The sequence below is a fragment of the Streptomyces sp. NBC_00984 genome, from assembly GCF_045162475.1.
Classification (GTDB): Bacteria; Actinomycetota; Actinomycetes; order Streptomycetales; family Streptomycetaceae; genus Streptomyces.
This window is the reverse complement of record NZ_CP108734.1, coordinates 2,520,606-2,545,680: the sequence shown is the minus strand read 5'-3', so window position 1 is coordinate 2,545,680 and position 25,075 is coordinate 2,520,606. Positions and strand designations below refer to the sequence as shown.

32 protein-coding genes, 2 pseudogenes and 1 riboswitch are annotated in these 25,075 nt (G+C 70.7%); of the genes and pseudogenes, 15 read left to right on the top strand and 19 right to left on the bottom strand.

The window, feature by feature from the left end; genetic code table 11:
- Positions 1–45 precede the first annotated feature (45 nt).
- From OG520_RS10880 to OG520_RS10795, 18 genes are all read right to left on the bottom strand, one after another.
- Entirely contained in the window at positions 46–843 is a 798-nt protein-coding gene (locus OG520_RS10880) for a hypothetical protein (protein WP_406013036.1), read from the bottom strand.
- Between the two features lie 59 nt (positions 844–902).
- Positions 903–1,073: a hypothetical protein gene (locus OG520_RS10875; protein ID WP_406013035.1), complete on the bottom strand. Its 171-nt coding sequence runs from the start codon at positions 1,071–1,073 to the stop codon at positions 903–905.
- A gap of 35 nt (positions 1,074–1,108) precedes the next feature.
- On the bottom strand, positions 1,109–1,399 hold the full coding sequence (locus OG520_RS10870; protein ID WP_406013034.1) for a hypothetical protein: 291 nt from the start codon (positions 1,397–1,399) through the stop codon (positions 1,109–1,111).
- Positions 1,400–1,544: 145 nt separating this feature from the next.
- Positions 1,545–1,733: a hypothetical protein gene (locus OG520_RS10865; protein WP_406013033.1), complete on the bottom strand. Its 189-nt coding sequence runs from the start codon at positions 1,731–1,733 to the stop codon at positions 1,545–1,547.
- The gene (locus tag OG520_RS10860) at positions 1,730–1,945 is read right to left on the bottom strand and encodes a hypothetical protein (protein WP_406013032.1); all 216 of its coding nucleotides are present in this window, start codon (positions 1,943–1,945) and stop codon (positions 1,730–1,732) included. Before OG520_RS10860 ends, OG520_RS10865 begins: the two co-directional genes overlap by 4 nt.
- 107 nt (positions 1,946–2,052) lie before the next feature.
- A complete protein-coding gene (locus tag OG520_RS10855) occupies positions 2,053–2,580 on the bottom strand; it encodes a single-stranded DNA-binding protein (RefSeq protein ID WP_406013031.1) in 528 nt (175 codons plus the stop codon).
- Positions 2,581–2,697: 117 nt separating this feature from the next.
- The gene (locus OG520_RS10850; protein ID WP_406013030.1) at positions 2,698–3,069 is read right to left on the bottom strand and encodes a hypothetical protein; all 372 of its coding nucleotides are present in this window, start codon (positions 3,067–3,069) and stop codon (positions 2,698–2,700) included.
- Positions 3,066–3,761, bottom strand: coding sequence for a hypothetical protein (locus OG520_RS10845; protein WP_406013029.1), 696 nt, complete (start codon positions 3,759–3,761; stop codon positions 3,066–3,068). Before OG520_RS10845 ends, OG520_RS10850 begins: the two co-directional genes overlap by 4 nt.
- Positions 3,762–3,767: 6 nt before the next feature.
- Positions 3,768–4,592 carry a helix-turn-helix domain-containing protein gene (locus OG520_RS10840; protein WP_406013028.1) on the bottom strand — a complete coding sequence of 275 codons (825 nt, stop codon included), beginning with the start codon at positions 4,590–4,592 and terminating at the stop codon, positions 3,768–3,770.
- A gap of 13 nt (positions 4,593–4,605) precedes the next feature.
- A complete protein-coding gene (locus OG520_RS10835; RefSeq protein WP_406013027.1) occupies positions 4,606–4,821 on the bottom strand; it encodes a hypothetical protein in 216 nt (71 codons plus the stop codon).
- A gap of 38 nt (positions 4,822–4,859) precedes the next feature.
- A complete protein-coding gene (locus OG520_RS10830) occupies positions 4,860–5,045 on the bottom strand; it encodes a hypothetical protein (protein WP_406013026.1) in 186 nt (61 codons plus the stop codon).
- The gene (locus OG520_RS10825; protein WP_406013025.1) at positions 5,042–5,725 is read right to left on the bottom strand and encodes a hypothetical protein; all 684 of its coding nucleotides are present in this window, start codon (positions 5,723–5,725) and stop codon (positions 5,042–5,044) included. The genes OG520_RS10830 and OG520_RS10825 overlap by 4 nt, the downstream gene beginning before the upstream one ends.
- Positions 5,722–6,390: a hypothetical protein gene (locus OG520_RS10820; RefSeq protein ID WP_406013024.1), complete on the bottom strand. Its 669-nt coding sequence runs from the start codon at positions 6,388–6,390 to the stop codon at positions 5,722–5,724. The genes OG520_RS10825 and OG520_RS10820 overlap by 4 nt, the downstream gene beginning before the upstream one ends.
- Positions 6,387–7,562 carry a Rad52/Rad22 family DNA repair protein gene (locus tag OG520_RS10815; protein ID WP_406013023.1) on the bottom strand — a complete coding sequence of 392 codons (1,176 nt, stop codon included), beginning with the start codon at positions 7,560–7,562 and terminating at the stop codon, positions 6,387–6,389. Before OG520_RS10815 ends, OG520_RS10820 begins: the two co-directional genes overlap by 4 nt.
- Positions 7,559–7,792 carry a hypothetical protein gene (locus OG520_RS10810; protein ID WP_406013022.1) on the bottom strand — a complete coding sequence of 78 codons (234 nt, stop codon included), beginning with the start codon at positions 7,790–7,792 and terminating at the stop codon, positions 7,559–7,561. The genes OG520_RS10815 and OG520_RS10810 overlap by 4 nt, the downstream gene beginning before the upstream one ends.
- On the bottom strand, positions 7,789–8,121 hold the full coding sequence (locus OG520_RS10805) for a hypothetical protein (RefSeq protein ID WP_406013021.1): 333 nt from the start codon (positions 8,119–8,121) through the stop codon (positions 7,789–7,791). Before OG520_RS10805 ends, OG520_RS10810 begins: the two co-directional genes overlap by 4 nt.
- 73 nt (positions 8,122–8,194) lie before the next feature.
- The gene (locus OG520_RS10800; protein WP_406013020.1) at positions 8,195–8,422 is read right to left on the bottom strand and encodes a hypothetical protein; all 228 of its coding nucleotides are present in this window, start codon (positions 8,420–8,422) and stop codon (positions 8,195–8,197) included.
- On the bottom strand, positions 8,419–8,631 hold the full coding sequence (locus OG520_RS10795) for a helix-turn-helix domain-containing protein (RefSeq protein ID WP_406013019.1): 213 nt from the start codon (positions 8,629–8,631) through the stop codon (positions 8,419–8,421). The genes OG520_RS10800 and OG520_RS10795 overlap by 4 nt, the downstream gene beginning before the upstream one ends.
- A 341-nt stretch (positions 8,632–8,972) precedes the next feature.
- Between OG520_RS10795 and OG520_RS10790 the strand changes: the two genes are divergently transcribed.
- From OG520_RS10790 to OG520_RS10760, 7 genes and pseudogenes are all read left to right on the top strand, one after another.
- The gene (locus tag OG520_RS10790; protein WP_406013018.1) at positions 8,973–9,386 is read left to right on the top strand and encodes a helix-turn-helix domain-containing protein; all 414 of its coding nucleotides are present in this window, start codon (positions 8,973–8,975) and stop codon (positions 9,384–9,386) included.
- A gap of 16 nt (positions 9,387–9,402) precedes the next feature.
- Positions 9,403–9,795 carry a hypothetical protein gene (locus tag OG520_RS10785; RefSeq protein WP_406013017.1) on the top strand — a complete coding sequence of 131 codons (393 nt, stop codon included), beginning with the start codon at positions 9,403–9,405 and terminating at the stop codon, positions 9,793–9,795.
- Positions 9,792–11,414 carry a recombinase family protein gene (locus OG520_RS10780; RefSeq protein ID WP_406013016.1) on the top strand — a complete coding sequence of 541 codons (1,623 nt, stop codon included), beginning with the start codon at positions 9,792–9,794 and terminating at the stop codon, positions 11,412–11,414. The genes OG520_RS10785 and OG520_RS10780 overlap by 4 nt, the downstream gene beginning before the upstream one ends.
- A gap of 41 nt (positions 11,415–11,455) precedes the next feature.
- Positions 11,456–12,103, top strand: a pseudogene (locus OG520_RS10775) (ATP-binding protein); the annotation flags it as partial.
- On the top strand, positions 12,100–13,371 hold the full coding sequence (gene dprA, locus OG520_RS10770; RefSeq protein ID WP_406013015.1) for a DNA-processing protein DprA: 1,272 nt from the start codon (positions 12,100–12,102) through the stop codon (positions 13,369–13,371). The pseudogene OG520_RS10775 and the gene dprA, both read left to right, overlap by 4 nt.
- 240 nt (positions 13,372–13,611) lie before the next feature.
- Positions 13,612–14,448, top strand: a complete 837-nt coding sequence (whiG, locus tag OG520_RS10765; RefSeq protein WP_385334257.1) for an RNA polymerase sigma factor WhiG — start codon at positions 13,612–13,614, stop codon at positions 14,446–14,448.
- Positions 14,449–14,567: 119 nt separating this feature from the next.
- Positions 14,568–15,134 (top strand): TetR/AcrR family transcriptional regulator, encoded by a 567-nt coding sequence (locus OG520_RS10760; RefSeq protein ID WP_385334329.1) that lies wholly within the window; start codon positions 14,568–14,570, stop codon positions 15,132–15,134.
- 80 nt (positions 15,135–15,214) lie between these two features.
- Here the strand turns inward: OG520_RS10760 and OG520_RS10755 are convergent.
- Positions 15,215–15,877 (bottom strand): annotated as a pseudogene (locus OG520_RS10755) (murein hydrolase activator EnvC family protein); the annotation flags it as partial.
- A gap of 277 nt (positions 15,878–16,154) precedes the next feature.
- Here OG520_RS10755 and rpsB point away from each other — a divergent pair.
- The 8 genes from rpsB (at position 16,155) to OG520_RS10715 (ending at position 25,073) form a co-directional block, all read left to right on the top strand.
- Positions 16,155–17,072 carry a 30S ribosomal protein S2 gene (gene rpsB, locus OG520_RS10750; RefSeq protein WP_385334259.1) on the top strand — a complete coding sequence of 306 codons (918 nt, stop codon included), beginning with the start codon at positions 16,155–16,157 and terminating at the stop codon, positions 17,070–17,072.
- 99 nt (positions 17,073–17,171) lie between these two features.
- Entirely contained in the window at positions 17,172–18,008 is an 837-nt protein-coding gene (gene tsf, locus OG520_RS10745; RefSeq protein WP_266427310.1) for a translation elongation factor Ts, read from the top strand.
- Positions 18,009–18,167: 159 nt separating this feature from the next.
- The gene (gene pyrH, locus OG520_RS10740; protein WP_266427313.1) at positions 18,168–18,944 is read left to right on the top strand and encodes a UMP kinase; all 777 of its coding nucleotides are present in this window, start codon (positions 18,168–18,170) and stop codon (positions 18,942–18,944) included.
- Between the two features lie 177 nt (positions 18,945–19,121).
- The gene (gene frr, locus OG520_RS10735; protein WP_266427315.1) at positions 19,122–19,679 is read left to right on the top strand and encodes a ribosome recycling factor; all 558 of its coding nucleotides are present in this window, start codon (positions 19,122–19,124) and stop codon (positions 19,677–19,679) included.
- Entirely contained in the window at positions 19,679–20,761 is a 1,083-nt protein-coding gene (locus OG520_RS10730) for a phosphatidate cytidylyltransferase (RefSeq protein ID WP_406013014.1), read from the top strand. Before frr ends, OG520_RS10730 begins: the two co-directional genes overlap by 1 nt.
- A 93-nt stretch (positions 20,762–20,854) precedes the next feature.
- Positions 20,855–21,961, top strand: coding sequence for a 23S rRNA (adenine(2503)-C(2))-methyltransferase RlmN (gene rlmN / locus OG520_RS10725; RefSeq protein ID WP_093899078.1), 1,107 nt, complete (start codon positions 20,855–20,857; stop codon positions 21,959–21,961).
- 55 nt (positions 21,962–22,016) lie between these two features.
- Positions 22,017–22,133: riboswitch (TPP riboswitch) on the top strand.
- A 73-nt stretch (positions 22,134–22,206) separates the two neighbouring features.
- Positions 22,207–23,319 (top strand): thiamine ABC transporter substrate binding subunit, encoded by a 1,113-nt coding sequence (locus OG520_RS10720; protein WP_406013013.1) that lies wholly within the window; start codon positions 22,207–22,209, stop codon positions 23,317–23,319.
- Between the two features lie 140 nt (positions 23,320–23,459).
- Positions 23,460–25,073: an ABC transporter permease gene (locus OG520_RS10715; protein WP_399333226.1), complete on the top strand. Its 1,614-nt coding sequence runs from the start codon at positions 23,460–23,462 to the stop codon at positions 25,071–25,073.
- Positions 25,074–25,075: the final 2 nt, after the last annotated feature.

The following is a 25,075-nucleotide window of genomic DNA, read 5'->3' as shown; positions in this document are numbered from 1 at the left end:
CCCGGGGTCAATTCCGGGCCCTGCTCCGCGTGTTGGGGTGTGGGGTCATGCGGCCCGGGGGGTACTGGCGTCCGGGGCCCCGGGGGTGAGCAGCAGGGGCAGGCAGGCCGGCCACTCCCACACGCGCCGGCCGCGGGCGTCCCGTCCGGTGTCCGCCCCGCACGCCTCCCCTGTCCGGCAGGTGACGGTCGGGGGGTCGGCCGGCGCCGCGCGCACGACCAGGGCGCCCCCGCACGCCGGGCACGGGGTCGGCAGGGTGCGGCTCCCGGTGATCGCGTCCGCGGCGACGATGCGGGCGACGCGCTGCTCGCAGGCCCGGGCCACCCGCGCGGCTTCGTGCAGTGCCCACTCGGGGAGCGGGGCGAACGGGGCGGCGACCATGGTGTCGCCGAGCAGCTCGGGCTCGGTGTCCTCGTCGAGCACGCGGCCCTCGACGTACACAGCAGCCCAGTGCAGACCATGCGCACGGGATCCCGTGGCGGTGCGCGCGTCCGGTGCGCCCGGGTCGGGGAACGTCCAGCGGCGGACGTCGTCGACGCCGGCGTGCTGCACGGCCGCGGCGAGGGTGTCGGCGAGGTCGAACACCTGCTGCTCGACGAACAGAGCGACGTCGAGGGCGTCGAGGTTCGCCGGCGCCGGGTGCTGCCGCAAGGCGAGCGGCGCCCGGTCCTCGACCAGTAGGGCCCCCTCGTCGACGGCCCCCGCGTTCAGGAATGCGCGGGTCTCGGCCGGCGGCCATGTGGTCGAGGCGGGCGGGGTCTCGACGGCGGCGAGCAGGGCGCCCCACTGCTCCCGGATGGTGCGCAGGCGCTCGGCGGTACGGATGGCGACGGGGTGCTGCACGGTTGGTGTCTCCTCGGTGGTGCGGCGGGGCGCGGCCTACTCGGTGCGCCCCGCGGGGCTCATTCGGCGGCGGGCGTCTGCTGGTGGATGCGGTGCGAGGCGACCAGGGAGCAGCGCCGGCAACGACGGTGACGGCGGGGTGTCCATGACGGGACGACGTCGACGGGCTCGGCCTGGTGGGGCTGCTCCTGCTCGGCGTCGCATCCGGGACATGAGTCCTGCATGAGCACGTACTCATGTGTGCACAGCACGCGCGGGCGGGCGGTCACTGCTGCCGCTCGGCGAGGGCGGCCTCGGCGACGGCCGCGCGCTCCTCGGCCTCGACGATGGCCTGTTCGGCGGCGGCGAGGCGCTGCTGCTCCCGGCGTACCGCGGCCTGTTGCCCGCCGGACTCCCGGCGGTACCGGTCGCCCTCGGATATCTCGGCGCCGACCAGGGCGCGCAGCAGCTCGGCCTCGGCCGGCGCAGTACGGGCGTACCGGGCGAGCAGGTTGTCGACCTGCGCGCGGCGGTCGAGGCGGGCCTGCTCCCGTACGGCGCGGGTGGTGCGGCTCATCGTGCGGCCTTCCTGGTGGCAGGGGCGGTACAGGTGGGGCAGGTGGGCGAGCAGGCGCCGCGCGTGTCCGCAGCGTGGCGCCTGCTCCGTCGAGGTGGCCGGAAGTTGGCGGGGCGGACAACGCCGAGCAGCCAGTCGAGGGCCCTCACGGCGTGGTGTCCCGGGCGGTCGAGCAGGCCGTGCAGTCGGGCGGGCACGCGCGGGAGTGGGCGAGCAGGGCGCGCAGTTCGCGGTCGAGGTGGTCGGGCCGGCGGCACGCTCGGGCGCAGGTCTGCACGATGCCCGGGGAGAACACGACGACCAGGGCGGCCAGGGCGACGCCGGCCGGGCTCATCGGTTGACCACTGCCGCGCGCGGCACGTCGTAGAACGCGAGCAGCTCCCCCTCGACGACGCGCAGCTCGGCGTCAACGACGGGGCGGTCGGCCCGGGTGAGTTCGGCGCGCACGGTGTCGAGCAGCTCGGCGACGTCGAGCAGGGACGCGGGAAGCGGCAGGGCGTGCTCGGTACGGGTCAGGTGAACGGTGCGGCGGGTTGGGCTTGGCATGGGGCGGGTCTCTCTGGTCGTGGTTCTTCGTCCGCAAGACGACGTATGTCGAGTACGCGGGTGGTTTCCTGCGCACGGGGGCGGCATCGACCGGTCGCGGGCGCGACTCAGTACGGGGGCTCGTCTCCGTATCCGTTGTTCGGGTACGACTGCTGCGCGTACTGCTGCTGGGGCTGCTGGGGCCTCTGTGCGGGGCGCTGCTGCTGCCCGGTGTTCCACTGGTCGGCCGCGGGCTGCTGGGGCTGCTGCTGGCCGGTGGCGCCGTTGTTGCCGGTGGTCTTGGTGACGGCGGCGGTGGCGCGCAGCAGGGACGGGCCGACTTCCTCGACGTCAAGCTCGACGACCGTGCGCTTTACGCCCTCGCGGTCTTCGTAGCTGCGCTGCTTGAGTCGGCCCTGCACGATGACGCGGGATCCGCGGGCGAGGGACGCGGCGACGTTCTCGCCGAGGGTGCGCCACGCGGAGCAGGTCAGAAAGAGGCTGTCCCCGTCTTTCCACTCGTTCGCGGTCTTGTCGAACACGCGGGGGGTGGATGCGACGCGGAACGCTGCGACGGCCGCGCCGCTGGGCGTGTACCGCAGCTCGGGGTCGTCGACCAGGTTTCCAACAACGGTGATGACGGTTTCGCCGGACAACGGGCACTCCTATTTCGAGTCCTATTTCGAGTGTGAAACGAAAAGCGGGAAAACGAATCGTACGTGAAATCTACCGGGCATGGGTCGGCGTTGTCGTCCCGGTTCGGGGAGGGGGGTCTACGTGATCCCGCGGCGGTTGACGATGTGCCGGCAGGTACGACGGCCGCGGCTGTCCCGGCTGGTCGGGGCCTGCCTCATGAGCCGCTCGTACAGGTCGAGGTCGTCGTCGAGGCGGTCCTCGACGGGCGCAGGCGGGGCGACGGGCGCCGGCTTGGGCTCAACCTTCGGGGCCGGCATGGGCGGCCGGTACGTACGGACGTGGCGCCACTGCCAACTACCGACGTCCTGCTCGACGGTGGCCGTGGCGCCGGCCTTCGCCCACTTGCGAGCGAGGGCAACGACGCGGGCCCGGTCGGTCTTCTCGTACCGGCTCTCGGGCGCGGGGGCCGGCCATACGGCGATCACCCGGAACGTGCGCGGACGGCTCATGCGGCGGACTCCTGACGGTGCAGTGCGGCGGCGGCGAGGTCGAGGCGGGAGGGATGCGGCTTGGCGCGGCGGGCGTTACCCCGGGCGCGCCCGTCGAGACCCATACGACGGTTACGGCACGGCTCGCCGGCCGGGGCGTGGCACCACTCGCAACGGACGGTCAACGGGTCGGGGCGCCCCTCGACGGCCGCGGCCTCGCGCGCGGCACGGGTGGGCCGGAAGAGCGAAAGCTCGGCGCGCACGGCCGGCGGGATCACGGAACCGATGGCGCGCAGGCGGGCCTCGACCGCGGGGTCGATGGTGGTACCGCTGGTGATGGCGGCCTGCTCGTTCGGGGGCCGCTGTCCGGCGAGGACGGCGTGACGGGTGCCGAGCAGCTCGGCCCGCCATGACTCGACGTCGTCCGGGTCGGCGGCCGGCACGGGGTCGGTGTGACGGGCGAGGCGGTCGCCGCTGTGCTTGCTCCACTGGCGGGCGACGTCCACGGGCAGGACGGGGTACGGCGAGCTGACGACGTGCGCCCGTACAGCGGTGCGGGCGTCCCACCCGTAGTCGGTGGCGAGGGGGACGTCGCCGAGCAGCTCCTGCCACTGGTCGACCTGGTCGCGCAGCTCGCCCGGGTCGGTGCGCATCGTGCGGGGGTCGAGGCGGCCCATGTAGGCGAGCAGGCCGGCTATTTCGCGTCGGTCCATGGGGTGTTACTCCGTTCCGGTCGGGGCGTCGTCGAGCAGGGCGAGCAGGGCGGCGGTGTGCGCGTCGGCGCGGGTCATGCCGGCCGCGGGCGCGGGGGCGGCGGGGGATCCGCCGGGCAGGGCGTAGAGGTTCGGGCGGCCCGGGGCGGGGGTGCGTTCCCGGGTGACCCATGAACGCCAGTCCGCGGCCCATCCGGCGGCGGCACGGGGAGCAGCAGCAGCTCGGTACGCGCGCCATTTCTCGTCGGCAGCGCGCAGGCCGGCCTCGCCGAGTCGGTCGAGGTGGCCCTGCTCGTCGGCCCATGCGAGGGCGTCGTCGTCGACCTGCCACTCGGCGGCGGGGGAGAGAGCAGCAGCTCTCTTACCGTTCACCTTCGGTTCTCTTCTGTTCTGGGGGTCGGAATCCGGTCCCCCTCCGGGTCGGAATCCGGTCCCCCCGGGGGTCGGAATCTGGTCCCCCGGGTCGGAATCCGGTCCCCCCTCGGACGGGTCGGCAGGGTCGGAATCCGGTCCCCCGGGGGCCGTATTCCGACCCCCCTCGGCGGGCTGCTCGGCGAGGAATCGAGCGGCGGCCGGCAGGTGGTAATACGTTTCTCCGCGCGGTCCCTTGCGGCCGGGGAGCAGCAGCAGCTCGTCGCCGGCGAGCAGCTTGTCGAGGGCGTCGCGCACGGCCGTACGGGACGCGTTCGCGCGCTTCATGAGGGCGGGGACGGACGCGTACGCCATGCAACGCCGGTCGACGCACCGGTCGGCGATAAGCGCGAGGACCATACGGGCGGTGCCCTTGCTGCTGCTGTGGTCCCACACCCATTCGCGGGCGTCGTAACTCATCGGGCTAGTTCTCCTACAGGTCAAAGTCGAGGGCGAGCTGCTCGACGCGGGGGCGGCAGTCGTACGGGGGGAGCAGGCCGGGGCGGTGCGGGTGGTGTCCGCGGGGCGGCCGGCGGTCGAGGGCGCACTCGACGACTTCGCGCGGCGTCATCCGTCGGCCGTTCGGCCGGGTGATGGCGAGGGGGTGCGGGGTCGGGTCGAGCAGGTCGCCCCCCGGCGTGCGGATCACGGGGAGTCCGCACGCCGGGCAGGGGATCGTCGGGGGTATCAGGGCGGGCCGTCTTCGACGGCCTGCTGCTCGACGACGGGAGCGGCCGGGGGCGTTCCGGGCTCCGGCTTTCCGGCGAGGGCCGACGGGGTGTGGAGCGGGCACCGGTAGCCCTGGACGTACCGACGGGCGCCGGGGATTTGGCAGTACCGGCGGCGGGCGCCGATCCAGTGCGTGCACTTCACGCGGCGGCCCCCTCGACCAGGGCGAGGGCGTCGACCTGCCCGGGGCCGACCGCGGCCTGCTCGCTCGCCTTCCGCCGGCGACGCTTCCGCGGCACGGCCGGCACAGTCTCGGGGTACGGCCGGTCGTCGCCCCCGATACCGAGCTGCACGGCCGGCGGCGGGAGCAGCAGGGGCCACTCGACACGGGCGAGGGCCTGCCGGTTCTTCGCCGGCACGGGGGCGAGGGGCTCGTCGAGCCAGTCGTGACCCATGGCGAGCAGCGCGTACGCGTCGGCCTGGTTGTCGTCGCGCAGGGCGACCCCGTACCGCGGGCCGACGGCCTCGACGACGGCCTGCTTTCCGGCGCGGCCGTCACCGGTCGCGTACTTCGCCCGGGCGGTCGGGGTGACGACGGCGACGGGGACGTCGCGGGCGGCGAGGCGGTCGACGACCAGCCACCACAAACCCGCGCGGTCCCACGTTCCGGCGCCGCGCGACCCGTAGCTCGGGCCCTCGACGACGGCAAGGTCGCACGCCCCGACGGTGTCGAGGATCCGGCCGGCGAGGCGGTCGAGCCGTGCGCGACGCATGGCGTAGGTGTCGCTCCGCTTGCCCTTGCTGCCGAGGGTCTGCGCCCAACCGGCGCCGGCGACGCCGGAACCCGTCAGGGACAGGTCGAGGCCGCGCACAATGCGGCTCATGCGGCGGCCTCGCTCTCGTCGTCCGGGGCCGCGGCGGGGGTCGCGGCCGGCGGCGGGGCGAGGGCAGGCAGAACGATCGGGGCGAGGGTGCCGGCCCGCCACGCGTCGGCGACCAGGTCGCGGCCGGCGCGCTTCACCTTGCTTGCGCGGGTGAAGTTCACGGAGTGCGTACGCGCGCGGCTGGGCTTGATGTCGACGCCGGGCACGTCGAGGATTTCGCCGGTCTCCTCGTTGTGCACCTGCGCGACGCCGGCGGCCGTCATCTGTTCGAGCAGCAGCGTTACGAACCGCGGCTGCACGGCCTTGACCAGCCGTGCCGGCACGGGCCGGACCAACTTGGTTACGGCCTCGCTCGGGAACGTCTTGTGTGCCCACTCGACGAACACCTGCTCGTCGGTGATCTTCGCCGCAGCTTCGCCCCCACTGAGGCGGACGTCGCCCACCTTGGTCCCATCCGGCAGGGACGCGTCGAACTTCGTTCCGCCGGTGGTCTTCTGCTGCTCGTCGAGCATGGCCTGCACGTCCGTACGGGCGACCTTGTACGCCTTGTCGACGGTGTCGAGTAGGGCTTTCAGGACGGCCTCTTTGGTCGTGGCGGCCTTGATCTGCGCCGGGGTGTACTTCGGCGCCTCGACGGCCTGCTCGGTGCTCTCCTCCGTGCTCACGCGGCGACTCCCTCGGCGGCGGCGAGCAGGTCCGCGGTAAGGCCGGCGAGCTGCTCGACCGTGCAGTCGGCGGCCGGGCTTCCGGCCTCGGCGACGGTGATGTCGTCGAGGTGCGACGGTTCGAGGGCGAGGGCCTTACCAGCGGCGAGGAACTCGGCGAGGGCGACAGCGTGCTGCTGCCGCGCGGCGTCCGCTTCCGGGTCCGGGGCGGACGGGACGGCCACAGGGCGCGCAGGGGCGGCCTTCGCCGCGGCCGGCTTGCTCGGTGCCTGCTGCTTCGGGGCCTGCTGCTGCGCGGCCTGCTCCTTCTGCCGTGCGATGGCGTCGAGCTTGGCGAGGTAGTCCTGCGGGGCGTTCTCGGCGACGGCCGCGGCGCGCACCTGGTCGAACCGCTCGCGCGACTCGGCGGCCTGCGCGTCGGCGAGGTAGTCGCGCGACGGCCCACCCTGCGCGGCCGGCTGCTGGTCGGGTACGGCCCGGGGCCGCTGCTGCTCCGGGGGCGCCTGCTGCGGCGAGGTCTCCCACGGTCCGCCCTCGGCCCGCTTGCTGCGCTGCACCTGCTGCTCGGCCGCGGCCGGGGCCGGCTGCTCGACGACGGGCGCCGGCTCGGGCTTCACCGGAGCGTCATCCGGAACGGCGGGCGCCGCGGCGTCATCCTTCGGCTTCGGGTGCGCGGCTGACCACAACCCGACGGCCTGCCGGCTTCCGTCGTTGTAGAGGGACAGGCCGAATGCGTCCCCCAAGTTGTGTGCGCACCGCTTCAACGCCTGCGACAGAGCCGTTTTCATGGCCTGGTCGTGCGCGTCGCCGAGTACCGGCTGATTGCGGCTGTCACCCATGGCGGCGTCGTCGTACGCGGTGAGCACGCGGCCGTCGGTCGTCTTCACCGTGAGCCGGACCTGCGCCCGGTAAATGACGGTCCAGCGGCCGGGGTTGATCTCCATCTGTGCCACGGGGGCGAGTTCGAGTGTCTCGTCGGACCAACCGCCGAAACCGAATACGCGGTTGAGCCAACGGCGCACGTCCCACGCTTCGAGGTGGGACTGCCCGCGGTGGTTCTGCACGCGGCTCGGGTTGATCGGGGCGAGCAGGGTGGTTACCTGGTCGGCGGTGAGGTCGACGGGGCCGGCGGTGGCGGCCGGCGCGTTGCGGTGCAGGGGTATGACGGTCACGGGGTGGCTCCGTTCGTGCTGGGCAGGTCGAGGACGTCGAGCAGGTCCTCGCGGGCGCGGTCGAGGCCGGCGGCGGCCGAGTCGCGCCCGTAGTCGGTGGCGGCGGGGTAGTGCCGCACGTGGTCGGCGTGCGCCCGGGCGGCGGCGAGGTCGAGCAGCAGGTGCTCGACGGTGGCCGGCTCGTCGGCGTACGCCTCGGCGAGGGCGTCGAGGACGGTCTCGGCGGTCAACGGACGTCCGCCGGCATGTCCGGGGTGATGCGGTGCAGCCGGCCGGCGGGGACGTCGTACCGGTACTCGTCGCTCTGCCACTGCGCGCGGGGGTAGGCGCGGCGCAGGGCGTCGTACGCGGCGCGGTGCTGGTCGGCGTCGGCGGCGAGCGGCAGGTGCAGGACGTCGGCGAGGTGGACGCGGACGGCGACGCGGGCGCCGCGCGGTCCGGCCTCGGTGTAAACGGGCGTCGTCTGCACGGTGTCGACGTCCGGGGCGATGGCGCGCAGGTTGCGGGCGACCATGACGGCGCGCACGGCCTCGGCGGCGGAGTGACGGGTACGGTTCATGACGGGCCTCTCGTGACGTGTACGGGGGTGTCTCTCGCCGCCCCGGTCGCACCCGGGGCGGCTTTTTCGTGGGTCAGGCGGCGCGGGCGGCCGGGGCCGACGGCGCGCTGACCTGTTCGACGAGTGCGGCGCGGCGGAGCCGGCGCAGGGTCAGTTCGATTTCGTCGGCGCTCTGGAACGAGCCGACGGCGGCCTGCTCGGCGGCCTCCCGGATCGGCAGGGCGTCGCGACGGGCCCGGGCGCGGTCGAGGACACGGCGCGCGTTGGCGACGGCCTGCTCGCGGGAGATCACGGTGCTCATGCGGCGGCGTCCTCTCGTATCAAGGCGGCGGGGGTGAGTCCGTACGTCCGCTCGATCGCGGCGAGGCCAGACGGCCCGGGAGCGTTGCGGCCGGTGGCCCACCGGTAGACGGCGAGGTACGGCACGCCCATGCGCCGCGCCATGTCGGCGGGCGTCTGGTCGCCCTTGGCCTGTGCGGCGGCGACCAGGGCGGCGGGGGCGAAAGACATGGCGGTTCCTTTCACGACACGACCGGGGTCGGTCTCTGTCGTGAAAGAAACGTACCACTAAGATTTCACGTGTGAAATCAGTTCTCCGTACAACCTTTTCAGTGGGCGTGAGGTCGCAGAATCGGGTGGAACCACCTCGGACCTGGGCAGCTTCCTGTCGGACAGTGTTGATGTCGTTACGGGAGTGACAGGGGTGAGGGTCCGGGCCTATGCTCGGATCGAAGATTTGTTCGAAATCGAACAAGCCTGGCAATGCTGCACGGGGGGGACGGGGGAGGGGTGGACTATGCCAAAACCCGGGTCCTGTCGTGCGAATCTTTCACGCGCGATATCTTTCACGCATGACACAAGATGCGCCGAAGCGGCACACGCCCGAAACCTTCGCTGCGTGGCTTCGCGAAATGATGACCAGGCTCGGATACCCGGACCGAGGGCAGAAGAAGTTCGCCCAAGACGCTGGCCTCAGTGCCGCGACCGTTTCACGCCTGCTTCGGGCTGACGGGACTCCAGAGACAGACACCCTCGAAACGCTTGCCGTAGCCCTACGTGTCGGGCTCCCAGAGCTGTTGATTCGGGCCGGCGTGGTCAGGGAGGAAGACCTCGCCAACCTGCGACCTATCAACCCCAAGCCCATCACGTCGAGAGAGGCCGCGGCCGAACTCGGCATTACTAGCCCAGAGGGCATCGACGCGTTCGAACGGATGGTGAACGGCCTACGAGCCGTAGAGACGGACGAGCGCAGCGCAAACGGATAGCAAGGAGCCGCACCACATGCACATCACGCGCGACCAGGCCGCCACAGCAGTCGCCTACGCCGTATTCGTCATCGGGCTTGCCCTGGTCGTGGTCGCGTCCGCCAAGGGCGACCGTCCACGTATGGCGGACATCGGCGCAGGCGTCGCCCTCGCGGGCCTGCCGTTCGTGATCCTGGCCCGGGTGCGGCGCCAACACCGAATGACCGCAGAGGACAAGGAAGCTATCCGCCGAGAGGGTTACCGGCTTGGACTCGACCACGCCGCCCGTGGCCTGCTTATCCCCCCGCCGCAGCCGAGCAACGGCGCGAGCGCCACCCCCGGCGCCGCTACCGTGCACCGCCTGTACGCAGTACCGCAGGCCGACCACCGGAATGCGGAACACCACGGAGGGGAACGCAAGGCACGTTGAACATCACAGACACAGACATAGAGGAGTGGACCGCGTACCTGCGCGTGTCCACCTGGCGCGAGGACAAGATTTCTCTTGACCTTCAGCGCGCGGCACTTCAAGCATGGGAGCGGCGTTACCCCAACCGCCGCATCGTCGAGTGGGTTGAAGATCCGGACGTCACCGGCCGGAATTTCAAGCGAAAGATCATGGGGTGCATTCGCGGCGTAGAGGAGCGCGGTAGGCGCGGAATCGTCGTATGGAAGTTCTCTCGATTCGGGCGGAACGACGTCGGTATCGCGGTCAACCTCGCCAGGGTCGAACGCGCCGGGGGAGACCTCGCCTCAGCAACCGAGGACATCGATGCCCGGACGGCGGTTGGCAAGTTCAACCGGCGCATCCTGTTTGACCTCGCCGTGTTCGAGAGCGACCGCGCCGGCGAGCAGTGGAAGGAAACGCACCAGTGGCGCCGCGCCCACGGCCTTCCTGCCACAGGCGGGAAGCGCATGGGATACGTCTGGTACCCCCGGCGCATCCCACACCCCACCATGCGGGGCGAGTGGACACTGCAAGACGAGCGGTACGAGGTTGACGAACCAGGACGCGAGGACATCGAGGCCCTGTACGAACGGAAGCTCGGCAAGGAACTGCCGACGCCGGCCGGGTACGGCCAACTCGCCGCATGGCTCAACGATCTTGGGTACCGCACGGCGGACGGGAATCCCTGGCGGTACGACAGCCTGCGCCGCTACATGCAGAGCGGATTCGCGGCCGGTCTGCTCCGCGTGCACGATCCCCGGTGCCGGTGCGACTACACAGCCAACGGCGGTAACTGCACTCGGTGGATACATATAGATGGGGCGCAAGAGGCAATCATCACGCCTGAAACATGGGAACGGTATGAGGAACTGTCAAAGGAGCGCGCCGCGCTCACTCCCAGGGCAAGGAACCCCACGTACCCCCTTACCGGCCTTGTTCGTTGCGGAGCGTGCCGCAAGGGCGCCGGCTGCACGTCAGCCAAACGCAAGGGCGTTCGACTCCTCGGCTACGCCTACGCCTGCGGGGAGTCGCGGCACAAGCTGTGTGACAGTCCCGTATGGGTGCAGCGCGCTCTCGTCGAGGATGAGGTGCACATGTGGCTCGCCCGGGAAGTCGCGGCCGTCGTCGACGCGGCGCCGGCGTCCCCCGTCGCCCTGGACGATGACCAGGAACGCAAACAGGCGCGAGCAGCTCGGGACAGGGCCCGTTTGGAGGCGGAGCACACACGGCTCGTGTCGGGGTTGTCGAACCTCGCCGCAGACCGCGCCCTCACTCCGGACGCCTATCCCGACGGGGTGTTCGAGCAAGCGCGCGACCGTCTGCTCGCACAGAAGCGGAACGTAGCCGAAGCACTGGAAGCCGCGGCCGTCGCGGAGGTAGCTCCGGACCGTTCCAAGCTGATCCCCATTGCGGTGGGCCTGCTCGAAGAGTGGGACACGCTCGTTGCGGCGGAGAAGAACGCGATCCTCCGTTCGCTGATTCGCCGAGTAGTAGCCACGCGGGGCGCCAAGGGCGTTCGCGGGTTGGAGAACAGCGGTAAGACCAAGGTCACGATTCACCCGCTGTGGGATCCCGACCCGTGGGACGACACGCCCGCTTAGGATCACGTCCTCACTGGACGTAACGACTTGTTTTACAGGCCCTGTCCCTCGACGAAGCGCCCGAATTCTCCGTGCGGGCACTGGACGCGCTGCGCCAGCCGCTGGAATCGGGGTATGTGGTGGTGGCACGCAGCGCCGGGGTGGTGCGGCTGCCCGCCCGATTCCTGATGGTGCTGGCCGCAAACCCCTGCCCGTGCGGCCGGCACAGCCTCAGCGGTGCCGGCTGCGAATGCCCGCCGTCGGCGGTCAGGCGCTACCAGGCGCGACTCTCCGGGCCGCTGCTCGACCGGGTGGATCTGCGGGTGCTCGTCGACCCGGTCAGGCGCGAGGACCTGATGGGGCAGGGGGACCGCGGCGAGTCGACAGCCTCCGTCGCGGCCCGGGTCCGGGAGGCCAGGGCGCGGGCCGCGGACCGGCTGGCGGGCACCGCGTGGTCCACCAACAGCGAGGTGCCCGGCCATGAGCTGCGGACCCGGCTGGTCGCGGCACCGGGCGCGCTCATGGAAGCCGAACGGGACATGGAACGGGGCATGCTCACCGCGCGGGGCCTGGACCGAGTGCTCAGGGTGGCGTGGACGGTCGCCGATCTGCGCGGCGCCGACCGTCCGGACGCGTCGGACATCGCGGTGGCGCTGGAACTGCGGACCGGTATTCCGCGGGGCGCCCTGACGAACGCCGGCGCGTCATGAGGCCGGGGGCGGACGGCGGGCAGGGAAAGGGGCGGGACCCGTCGGGGGACGCACGGCACCGGGTCCTGGAACAAGACCCGGGGGAGGCGCCCGGGACGGGGCCGGGGAGGGCGGTGAGCAGCCGGGAGCGGCTGGCACGGGCCGCCCTGACCCGCATCATCGAGCCGGGGGACGAGCGTGGCGGCCGCTGGCTGCGCGAGTGCGGTGCCGTCGAACTGATACGGCGGATCACCACCAGGGACGGCACCGCGGAGCAGCTGAGCGGAATGACACCGAAACGGCTCGCCGGGTACCGGCTGCGGGCCGAGAGCGCCGACCCCGGGCGCGACCTCTCGGTGGTCGCCGCGCTCGGCGGGCGGTTCATCTGCCCCGGGGACCGGGAATGGCCCAGCCAGCTCGACGACCTCGCGGACGCCAGGCCGACCGGCCTGTGGGTGCGGGGGCCCCGCGATCTGCGGCTCTGGGCGCTGCGCTCGGTCGCCGTGGTGGGCGCCCGTGCCTGTACGCCCTACGGATCGCACATGGCGGCCGGCCTCGGCGCGGGACTCGCGGAGCTGGGGTGGGTGGTCGTGTCGGGAGCCGCGTTCGGGGTCGACGGAGCGGCGCACCGCGGCGCGCTCGCCGTCGGCGGGGCGACGATGGCGGTCCTGGCCTGCGGGGTGGACGTCCCCTACCCCCGGGGACACGCCGAGCTGATCGGACGGATGGCGGAACAAGGGCTCGTCATCGGCGAATTGCCACCGTCCGATCATCCCACCCGCAGCAGATTCATCCTCCGGAACCGGGTCATCGCCGCGTTGACGCGCGGGACGGTCGTGGTCGAGGCCGAATACCGCAGCGGTTCGCTGGTCACCGCGCGCTGCGCACAGCGGCTCGGCCGCTTCACCATGGGCGTGCCGGGCCCCGCCACCAGTGGGTTGTCGGCAGGTGTCCATGAACTCCTGCGCGGAGAGGGCATCCTGGTGACCGATGCCTCGGAAGTCGCCGAACTGGTGGGGAACATCGGTGAACTCGCTCCGGCCAGACGCGGCCCCGTGCATCCCCGGGACCTGCTGGACGCGGTCTCCGCCAGGGTCCTCGACGCACTGCCGTACCGGGGTGCCGTCAGCGGGCGCGATGTGGCCCGCGCCGCCGGCACCAGTACCGACGAGGCGCTCGGCAGACTGTACGAACTGCACTCACTGGGGTTCGTCGAACGGGATGGCGATGGATGGCAGTTGACGCCGCGACCGACTTGCAATGGCGACGCGCGGCGAGGCGGTACTTGACCTGGAGCATTCGGGTGAAAAGGTGAGGCAGATGACCTCGGCGGATCCTTCAGTGACGCCTCCGGGGCCGACGCACGCGGCGACGGTCCCGGGCTTCAGTCATGTCGGATCGGCCGGATTCGCACAGTACCGATCCTTTATCCTGCGCGGACCGCGACATCACAGTCACGCTACGCTCACAAGGATTCCGACTCAGGCATACGTCCCAGCACTTCACAGCAGAACGGCTCAAGGCACCACATGCCCCAGCACACCTCCGGGTCTGACCGCGCGGCAGTACCACCGGCTGCGCGTGGCACTGTGCGCCCCTCTGCCCCCTCCTCGCTCGACGAGTTGTGGCGTTCGTACAAGTCCACGGGCGACGAGCGGCTGCGGGAGCAGTTGATCCTGCACTACTCGCCGCTGGTGAAGTACGTCGCGGGCCGGGTGAGCGTGGGCCTGCCTTCCAATGTCGAGCAGGCGGACTTCGTCTCCTCGGGGGTCTTCGGCCTGATCGACGCGATCGAGAAGTTCGACATCGAGCGCGCGATCAAGTTCGAGACGTACGCGATCACCCGCATCCGTGGCGCGATGATCGACGAACTGCGTGCGCTGGACTGGATCCCGCGCTCGGTGCGCCAGAAGGCGCGCGCGGTGGAACGCGCCTATGCCACGCTGGAGGCGCAGCTGCGGCGCACCCCTTCCGAGGCGGAGGTCGCCGCGGAGATGGGGATCGCGCTGGAGGAACTGCACGCGGTTTTCAGCCAGTTGTCGCTGGCGAACGTGGTCGCGCTGGAGGAGTTGCTGCATGTCGGCGGCGAGGGCGGCGACCGGCTCAGCCTGATGGACACCCTGGAGGACACCGCCGCCGACAATCCGGTGGAGGTCGCCGAGGACCGCGAGCTCAGACGGCTGCTCGCCCGCGCCATCAACACGCTTCCGGAGCGCGAGAAGACGGTCGTGACCCTCTACTACTACGAGGGCCTCACCCTCGCCGAGATCGGCAATGTGCTCGGGGTCACCGAGAGCCGGGTCAGTCAGATCCACACCAAATCGGTGCTCCAGCTGCGCGCGAAACTGGCCGACGCCGGACGCTGAGTCCCACGCGAGGCCGATAGTGGCCGTGGCCGCTTCGGCCACGGATTTGGGGGCGTACGCGCCCTCTCGAACACCGGTCGCCGTACAGTGGACGCGTGCCCAGGATTCGAGCGGCCTCGGTGGCCGAGCACCGGACCATGCAGCGCGGCGCCCTCCTGGACGCCGCACGCTCCCTGCTGTCCGAGGGGGGTACGGAGGCATTGACCTTCCCCGCCCTCGCCGAACGCACGGGCCTCGCCCGGTCCTCCGTGTATGAGTACTTCCGCTCCCGCGCGGCCGTGGTCGAAGAGCTCTGCGCCGTCGACTTCCCCGTCTGGGCGGCCGAGGTCGAGAACGCCATGGAGCAGGCCACGACGCCCGAGGGCAAGATCGAGGCCTATGTACGCCGACAGCTCGACCTCGTCGGGGACCGCCGCCACCGCGCGGTCGTCGCCATCTCGGCGAGCGAACTGGACGCCGGGGCGCGCGAGAAGATCAGGGCCGCGCACGGCGGGCTGATCGCCATGATCGTCGAGGCGCTCGGCGACCTCGGCCACGCACAGCCGAGGCTGGCGGCGATGCTGCTCCAGGGGTCGGTGGACGCCGCGGTGCGACGTATCGAACTGGCCGTGGCGGAGGAGCCGTCCGTGATCGCGGACACCGCCGTCACCATGATCCTCCGAGGCGTGCAGGGCGTACGGGACTGACGCGGTCGCCGCGTCGCGGCGACCGCGAGCAGAACGCCGGGGGCGGCGAGTCCGTCCCCGGTCCCCCCGGCCGAGTCCGCGGGCTCGGGCACGCCGAACACCGGAAGCAGCCGGGACGGACCCCGCCGCAACAGTGACGGCGGCAGCAGCGACAGCGGATCCAGATACGTGTCACCACGCCGCAGTCCCCAGTGCAGACAGCCCGACGCGCAGTGGAAGGGCCCCGCCTCCACGGTCGCCACCACCTGCCCCGCCGTCACCTTCTCGCCCTTCGTGACCAGCGCGCGCACCGGTTCGTACGTGGTCCGCAGCGGCGGATCGCCGCTGCCGGCCACCTCGATCGCCATCACCCCGCGCCCCGCCACACGCCCTGCGAACGAGATCTGTCCCGAGGCGGCGGCGAGCACCGCAGCCCCCGGCTCCGTGGCGAGGTCGACTCCGCGGTGGCCCCGCGCGTAGGGGCCGGCCGGGGGCTCCCATCCCCGTACGACCGCGGGTCGCCCCGCGAGCGGCCAGCCCCGGTCGCCCACCGATGTCGGCGTCGGTGCGGGAACGGGTCCGGGGGCCGGTGCTCCGGCCGCGGCGGCCGATGGGCCGCACAGCACGGCCAGCAGGGCCACCACCGCCACCACGAGCGCCCTCCGCACGCGAAGGGAGGCGGGCTCTGCCGGGTAGGCCGCGCAGGTCGGATCAGCCGGGTCGGTCGGGCCGGTCGGGCAGGTCGGATCAGTTGTGCATTGCATGGCAGAACCGTCCCGCAGCCCCCCGATCCGCGGGGATCATGAACCGGATCTGTGGACAACCAACCGGTTGTGGACAGCGCCGTCACCCGGCACCCGGGCCGTCCCGTACACTTCCTATGGCGATCCGGGTCACCGGGTCGACTTCGCACGCCCCGCCACCTCCCTCTCTGCGGACGGTGGCCGCGCTCCTCGGTCCCTCGTGGCACGGCGCGTCGGGGCGTCAGGCGCGACAGCAATCCTGCGGTCGCGACAACCGAGCACCTCAAGGAGTACGGCCATGGCCGTCGTCACGATGCGGGAGCTGCTGGAAAGCGGCGTCCACTTCGGTCACCAGACCCGTCGCTGGAACCCGAAGATGAAGCGCTTCATCTTCACCGAGCGCAACGGCATCTACATCATCGACCTGCTCCAGTCGCTGTCGTACATCGACCGCGCCTACGAGTTCGTCAAGGAGACCGTCGCCCACGGCGGCTCCATCATGTTCGTGGGTACGAAGAAGCAGGCCCAGGAGGCCATCGCCGAGCAGGCGACGCGCGTCGGCATGCCGTACGTCAACCAGCGTTGGCTCGGTGGCATGCTCACCAACTTCTCCACCGTCTACAAGCGCCTTCAGCGTCTGAAGGAGCTCGAGCTCATCGACTTCGAGGACGTGGCCGCCTCCGGCCTCACCAAGAAGGAGCTCCTGGTCCTCTCCCGCGAGAAGGCCAAGCTGGAGAAGACCCTCGGTGGTATCCGCGAGATGCAGAAGGTGCCGAGCGCCGTCTGGATCGTCGACACCAAGAAGGAGCACATCGCCGTCGGTGAGGCGCGCAAGCTCCACATCCCGGTCGTCGCGATCCTCGACACCAACTGCGACCCCGACGAGGTCGACTACAAGATTCCGGGCAACGACGACGCGATCCGCTCCGTCACCCTGCTCACCCGCGTGATCGCCGACGCCGTCGCCGAGGGCCTCATCGCCCGTTCCGGTGCCGCCACCGGTGACTCGAAGCCGGGCGAGAAGGCCGCCGGCGAGCCGCTCGCCGAGTGGGAGCGCGACCTGCTCGAGGGCGACAAGAAGGCCGACACCGAGGTGCAGACCTCCGCCGAGACCGAGAAGGTCGCGGACGCCGAGGCCGCCGAGGCCCCCGCCGCCGAGGCTGCTGCCGAGGCCCCCGCCGCCGAGGCTCCGGCCGCGGACGCCGAGCAGGCCTGACACCCGTCACGGCTGATGACGGCGGGGGCCGGTGCCACAAGCACCGCCCCCGCCGTTCACCCGTAGATCTTTCAGACTTCGAGAGAGAAATACAGACTCATGGCGAACTACACCGCCGCTGACGTCAAGAAGCTCCGCGAGCTGACCGGCGCCGGCATGATGGACTGCAAGAAGGCGCTCGACGAGGCCGACGGCAACGTCGACAAGGCCGTCGAGGCGCTCCGTATCAAGGGTCAGAAGGGCGTCGCCAAGCGCGAGGGCCGTTCTGCCGAGAACGGTGCCGTCGTCTCCCTCATCTCCGAGGACAAGACCTCCGGCGTTCTGCTCGAGCTGAAGTGCGAGACGGACTTCGTCGCCAAGGGTGACAAGTTCCAGACCGTCGCCAACACGCTCGCCGCCCACGTCGCCGCGACCTCCCCGGCCGACCTGGCCGCGCTGCTCGCCTCCGAGATCGAGGCCGGCAAGACCGTCCAGGCGTACGTCGACGAGGCCAACGCCAACCTCGGCGAGAAGATCGTCCTGGACCGCTTCGCGCAGTTCACCGGCGGATACGTGGCTGCGTACATGCACCGCACGATGCCCGACCTCCCGCCGCAGGTCGGTGTCCTGGTCGAGCTCGACAAGGAGAACGCCGAGGTCGCCAAGGACGTCGCGCAGCACATCGCCGCCTTCGCCCCGAAGTACCTCAACCGCGACGAGGTCCCGGCCGAGACGGTCGAGAACGAGCGTCGTGTCGCCGAGGCCACCTCTCGCGAGGAGGGCAAGCCCGAGGCCGCCCTTCCGAAGATCGTCGAGGGTCGCGTCAACGGCTTCTTCAAGGACGTCGTCGTCCTGGAGCAGGCCTTCGCCAAGGACAGCAAGAAGTCCGTCCAGAAGGTTCTGGACGAGGCCGGTGTCACCCTGAAGCGCTTCTCGCGCATCAAGGTCGGCATCTGAGTCCGTCCGCGAACAACGGTGGACCCCGATAGGGTCTAGTGCAGTCGTCGGCCGCACTCACGCCGTACGACCGCAGATCTGACGAGGAGGCCATTGCCGCTGAGGGACACCAGACCCACCGGCAATGGCCTTCTTCGTATGTGCACGAGGAGAATCTCCATGAACAAGGGCGCGGACGCCGCACAAGGTGACCACAAGCGCGACGACGGCAAGGTGGCCGGACGCTTCATGCTGAAGCTGTCCGGAGAGGCGTTCGCCGGCGGCGGGGGTCTCGGTGTCGACCCCGACGTCGTACACGCCATCGCCCGGGAAATCGCGGCGGTCGTCCGCGACGGCGCGGAAATCGCGATCGTCATCGGCGGCGGCAACTTCTTCCGCGGTGCCGAGCTCCAGCAGCGCGGCATGGACCGGGCCCGGTCCGACTACATGGGCATGCTCGGCACGGTCATGAACTGCCTGGCGCTCCAGGACTTCCTGGAGAAGGAAGGCATCGACTCCCGCGTCCAGACCGCCATCACCATGGGGCAGGTCGCGGAGCCGTACATCCCGCTGCGCGCCGTGCGCCACCTGGAGAAGGGCCGCGTCGTCATCTTCGGCGCCGGCATGGGGATGCCGTACTTCTCCACCGACACCACTGCCGCCCAGCGCGCCCTGGAGATCGACGCAGAGTGCCTTCTGATGGGCAAGAACGGGGTGGACGGGGTCTACGACTCCGACCCGAAGACCAACCCCGACGCGGTGAAGTTCGACGCGCTCGAGTACAGCGAGGTTCTCGCCCGTGATCTCAAGGTCGCCGACGCCACCGCCATCACGCTCTGCCGTGACAACGACCTGCCGATCCTCGTCTTCGAGCTGACCGCCACCGGCAATATCGCCCGCGCGGTCAATGGTGAGAAGATCGGCACGCTCGTGAGTGACCGGAGCACCCGGGCCTGAGGACCGGGGGCCTTCCCGGAGTACCGCGGGGAGGTCCGGCCCCCGGGGAAACCCCCGGGACCGGCCCCGAAGGATGGACAACGGCCTGCCGGTCGGACACCGTGCAGGTGAGGACGCGACGCAGGACCCGCCGGGCCCGAGCACGACGGGCCCACTCAAGACACGCAGGAGCACGTGGTGATCGAAGAAACCCTCCTCGAGGCCGAGGAGAAGATGGAGAAGGCCGTCGTCGTCGCGAAAGAGGACTTCGCCGCGATCCGTACCGGCCGTGCGCACCCGGCGATGTTCAACAAGATCGTCGCCGACTACTACGGCGCGCTGACCCCGATCAACCAGCTCGCCTCGTTCTCGGTGCCCGAGCCGCGCATGGCCGTCGTGACGCCGTTCGACAAGACCGCGCTGCGCAACATCGAGCAGGCCATCCGTGACTCGGACCTCGGCGTCAACCCGAGCAACGACGGCAATATCATCCGGGTGACCTTCCCGGACCTCACCGAGGAGCGCCGTCGCGACTACATCAAGGTCGCCAAGGCGAAGGCCGAGGACTCCAAGATCTCCATCCGCGCCGTGCGCCGCAAGGCCAAGGAGACCCTCGACAAGCTGGTCAAGGACAAGGAGTCGGGCGAGGACGAGGTGCGTCGCGCCGAGAAGGAGCTCGACGACACCACCGCGAAGTACGTCGCGCAGGTCGACGAGCTGCTCAAGCACAAGGAAGCCGAGCTGCTCGAAGTCTGATGAACGACTCTTCCTGGGGCGCCCCGCAGGGAGCCGGCCATTGGAGTGCGCCCGAGATGCGGGCTGCTCCGGCGGGTCCTGCTTACGATGTGCATGACGCCCAGCAGACTCGGCCCATGCCCATCGTGCCGGACGATCCCGACGGTAGAGACGCTGACGACCGTGATGACCGGGACCAGGGGGCCGGACGCCTGAGCGGCCGCCCCCTGTTCCGTGACGAGAAGCCGCAGGAGCCCATGTCCACCGCGCCGCCGCCCCCGCAGAAGAAACGTGCGGGCCGTGATCTGCGAGCTGCCATAGGGGTCGGTGTGGGGCTCGGCGCCGTCATCGTTGCCTCGCTGTTCATCGTGAAGGCCGTCTTCGTCGGTGTGATCGCCGTCGCCGTCGTCGTGGGCCTGTGGGAGCTGACCTCCCGGCTCCAGGAGCGCAAGGGCATCAAGGCACCGCTCATCCCGCTGGCGGTGGGTGGCGCGGCGATGGTGGTCGCCGGTTACGCGCAGGGTGCCGAAGGCGCCTGGGCGGCGATGGCGCTGACCGCGCTGGCGGTGCTCGTCTGGCGGATGACCGAGCCGCCCGAGGGCTACCTCAAGGACGTGACGGCCGGTGTGTTCGCGGCGTTCTACGTACCGTTCCTCGCCACGTTCGTCGCCATGCTCCTGACCGCCGACGACGGGCCGCAGCGGGTGCTCACCTTCCTGCTGCTGACCGTGGTCAGCGACACGGGCGCGTACGCCGTCGGCTGGCGCTTCGGGAAGCACAAGCTCGCGCCGCGCATCAGCCCCGGAAAGACCCGGGAGGGCCTGTTCGGGGCCGTCGCCTTCGCGATGGTCGCCGGAGCGCTGTGCATGCAGTTCCTGATCGACGGCGGTGCCTGGTGGCAGGGGCTGCTGCTCGGGCTCGCGGTCGCGGCCAGCGCCACCCTCGGTGACCTGGGCGAGTCGATGATCAAGCGGGACCTCGGGATCAAGGACATGGGCACGCTGCTGCCGGGGCACGGCGGCATCATGGACCGGCTGGACTCGCTGCTGCCGACCGCCCCGGTGGTCTGGCTGCTGCTGGTGCTGTTCGTCGGCTCCGGCTGAGGTCAGGCCCCTGACCTGGGATTTTACGAGTGAGGGCCCGCTGTCCACAGGACGGCGGGCCCTCACTGTTCTGTCTGCGACACTGGATGGACCATGCCTAAGCCCGGAGAACTCACTTTCGTCGCGCCCCGCGGAGCCAAGAAGCCGCCGCGGCACCTCGCCGACCTCACGCCCGCCGAGCGCAAGGAAGCCGTCGCCGCGATCGGCGAGAAGCCGTTCCGCGCCCAGCAGCTCTCGCAGCATTACTTCGCGCGGTACGCGCACGACCCGGCCGAGTGGACCAATATCCCGGCCGGATCGCGGGACAAGCTCGCCGAGGCGATGTTCCCCGACCTGATGTCGGTGGTCCGCCACATCAGCTGTGACGACGACACCACCCGCAAGACGCTCTGGAAGCTGCACGACGGGACGCTCGTCGAGTCCGTCCTGATGCGCTACCCGGAGCGGGTGACGATGTGCATCTCCTCTCAGGCGGGATGCGGGATGAACTGCCCGTTCTGCGCGACGGGGCAGGCCGGTCTCGACCGCAATCTGTCGACCGCCGAGATCGTCCACCAGATCGTCGACGGGATGCGGGCGCTGCGCGACGGGGAGGTTCCCGGCGGTCCGGCGCGGCTCTCCAACATCGTCTTCATGGGCATGGGCGAGCCGCTCGCCAACTACAACAGGGTGGTCGGCGCGATCCGCCGGCTGACCGACCCCGAGCCGGACGGGCTGGGGCTCTCGCAGCGCGGGATCACCGTCTCCACCGTGGGCCTGGTGCCCGCGATGCTCCGCTTCGCGGACGAAGGCTTCAAGTGCCGTCTCGCCGTCTCGCTGCACGCGCCGGACGACGAGCTGCGCGACACCCTCGTTCCCGTGAACACACGGTGGAAGGTGGGCGAGGTGCTGGACGCCGCATGGGAGTACGCGGAGAAGTCCGGTCGCCGCATCTCCATCGAGTACGCGCTGATCCGTGACATCAACGACCAGGCGTGGCGCGGTGACCGGCTCGGCCGGCTCCTCAAGGGCAAGCGGGTCCACGTCAACCTGATCCCGCTGAACCCCACGCCCGGTTCCAAGTGGACCGCCTCGCGCCCCGAGGACGAGAAGGCGTTCGTCGAGGCGATCGCGGCCCACGGGGTGCCGGTGACTGTGCGGGACACCCGCGGCCAGGAGATCGACGGGGCCTGCGGGCAGCTGGCGGCGGCCGAGCGCTGAGGCCACTCCCGGACAGGCGCCGAGGCCCGTGTAGCCTGGCCCTGAAATCAACTTCATATTCCGACAGGGGAGCGCCACAGCGCTGAGAGTGCGGCACCGAGGACAGGTCGGCCGCAGACCCTCTGAACCTCGCCCGGGTCATTCCGGGTAGGAAGTTCGGTCATCAACTCATGCTGTTGTGCCCTGCCCGCTTTTCGCGGGTGGGGCCGCGTCTCTTCCTGGCCAAAACCCAGGAGGAATCCACAATGAGCACCACGCGCAGGACCAGGCAGCTCGCGGCATCGGCCGTCGCCGCCGCACTCGGCGCCACCGCACTCGCCGGGTGCGGGAGTTCCGACGACTCGGCCTCCGGTTCCGGCGGCACGAAGGGCTCGGGCTCCAAGACCGTGACCCTCGTCAGCCATGACTCCTTCAACGCCTCCAAGGACGTACTGAAGGAGTTCACCAAGGAGACCGGCTACACCGTCAAGGTGCTGAAGAGCGGTGACGCGGGTGTCGCGCTCAACCAGGAGATCCTGACCAAGGGCTCCCCGCGCGGCGACGTGTTCTTCGGCGTCGACAACACGCTGCTCTCCCGCGCCCTCGACAGCGGGCTCTTCACGCCGTACGAGGCGAAGGGCATCGACCGGGTCGCGGCAGACACCCGGCTCGACGCGGACCGGCACCGGGTCACCCCGATCGACACCGGCGACATCTGCGTCAACTACGACAAGAAGTACTTCGCCGACAAGAGGCTCGCGCCGCCGCAGTCCTTCGACGACCTGGCGAAGCCCGCGTACAAGGACCTTCTCGTCACCGAGAACGCCGGGACCTCGTCGCCCGGCCTCGGCTTCCTCCTCGGCACCATCGCCACGTACGGGGAGAAGGGCTACCAGGACTACTGGAAGAAGCTGGAGAGCAACGGCGTCAAGGTCGTCGACGGCTGGGAGCAGGCGTACAACGAGGAGTTCTCCGGCTCCGCGGGCGGCAAGAAGGCCAAGGCCGACCGGCCGCTCGTCGTCTCGTACGCCTCCAGCCCGCCCGTCGAGGTGCTGTACGCGAAGCCGCAGCCGGCGAAGGCGCCGACCGGCGTCGCCACCGGGACCTGCTTCCGCCAGACCGAGTTCGCGGGCCTGCTGAAGGGCGCGAAGAACGAGGCGGGCGGCAAGGCCCTGCTGGACTTCCTGATCAGCAAGAGGTTCCAGGAGGACATGCCGCTCAACATGTTCGTGAATCCGGTCGCCAAGGACGCGAAGCTGCCGGAGCTCTTCACGAAGTTCGGCGCGACGGTGGACCGGCCGACGACCGTCGCCCCGGACCTGATCGCCAAGAACCGTGAGCAGTGGGTCCAGTCGTGGTCCTCGCTCGTAGTGAAGTAACGAAGAGTCCCGTACGCGGACCGGACGCGAGCGGGAACGGCGGGAACGGCGAGGGCGGGAAGGCTCCTCGGGACCGGTCGGTGCACGCGCGGTCGGCCCGTGCGAAGGCCCGGCGCGCGAGCGCGGTGCGGCTCGGCCTGATGGCCGTGCCCGTCGCGTTCTTCGCGCTGTTCTTCGCCTACCCCGTCGCCGCGATCGTCGGCCGTGGGCTGAAAGCGGACGGTGTCTGGCAGTTCGGCCGGATCGGCGAGGTGCTGACCCGGCCGGACATCCGCGACGTCCTCTGGTTCACCAGCTGGCAGGCGCTCGCCTCGACCGCGCTGACCCTGCTGATCGCACTGCCCGGCGCCTATGTCTTCGCCCGCTTCGACTTCCCCGGCAAACAACTGCTGCGGGCGGTCGTCACGGTGCCGTTCGTCCTGCCGACCGTGGTCGTGGGGACGGCCTTCCTGGCGCTGCTGGGACGCGGTGGATTCCTCGACGAACTCTGGGGCGTACGGCTCGACACCACCGTCTGGGCGATTCTGCTCGCCCATGTCTTCTTCAACTACGCGGTGGTCGTACGGACGGTCGGCGGGCTGTGGGCCCAGCTCGACCCCCGGCAGGAGGAGGCCGCCAGGGTGCTGGGCGCGGGGCGGTTCGCCGCCTGGCGGCGGGTCACCCTGCCGGCCCTCGCACCCGCGGTGGCCGCGGCCGCGCTGATGGTCTTCCTCTTCACCTTCACCTCCTTCGGAGTCGTGCAGATCCTCGGCGGTCCCGGGTACTCCACGCTGGAGGTGGAGATCTACCGGCAGACCGCGCAGCTGCTCGCCCTGCCGACGGCCGCCGTGCTGACGCTGGTGCAGTTCGCCGCGGTCGGCGCGATCCTCGCCGTGCACGCGTGGACCGTACGGCGCCGGGAGACCGCGCTGAAACTGGTCGACCCGGCTCGGACCGCCCGCAGGCCGCGCGGTGCCGGGCAGTGGACGCTGCTCTGCGGGGTCCTGCTGACCGTCCTGCTGCTGATCCTGCTGCCGCTCGGGGTACTGGTCGAGCGCTCGCTGGACACCGCCGGCGGTCATGGTTTCGACTTCTACCGCGCGCTGGCGTCCGTGGACGCCGGTGGCGGTACGTTCCTGGTCGCGCCGCTCGAAGCGATCTGGAACTCCCTCCAGTACGCGCTGGTCGCGACGGTCATCGCCCTGGTCATCGGCGGGCTCGCCGCAGCGGCGCTGACCCGGCGCGCCGGCCGGCTCGTGCGCGGCTTCGACGCGCTGCTGATGCTGCCGCTCGGGGTGTCCGCGGTGACCGTTGGCTTCGGCTTCCTGATCACCCTGGACAAGCCGCCGCTGGATCTGCGGACTTCCTGGATCCTGGTGCCGCTCGCCCAGGCGCTGGTCGGTGTGCCCTTCGTCGTACGGACCATGCTGCCCGTCCTGCGCGCGGTGGACGGGCGGCTCAGGGAGGCGGCCGCGGTGCTCGGGGCGTCACCGCTACGGGCCTGGCGGGAGGTCGATCTGCCGCTGGTGCGACGGGCGTTGCTGGTCGCGGCCGGTTTCGCGTTCGCCGTCTCGCTCGGTGAGTTCGGCGCGACGGTCTTCATCGCACGGCCCGACCGCCCGACGCTACCGGTCGCCGTGGCCCGGCTGCTGGGGCGGGCCGGGGAGCTCAACTACGGCCAGGCGATGGCCCTCAGCACCATCCTGATGGTGGTCTGCGCCGTCTCGCTGCTGCTGCTCGAACGTATCCGCACGGACCGGTCCGGGGAGTTCTAGAG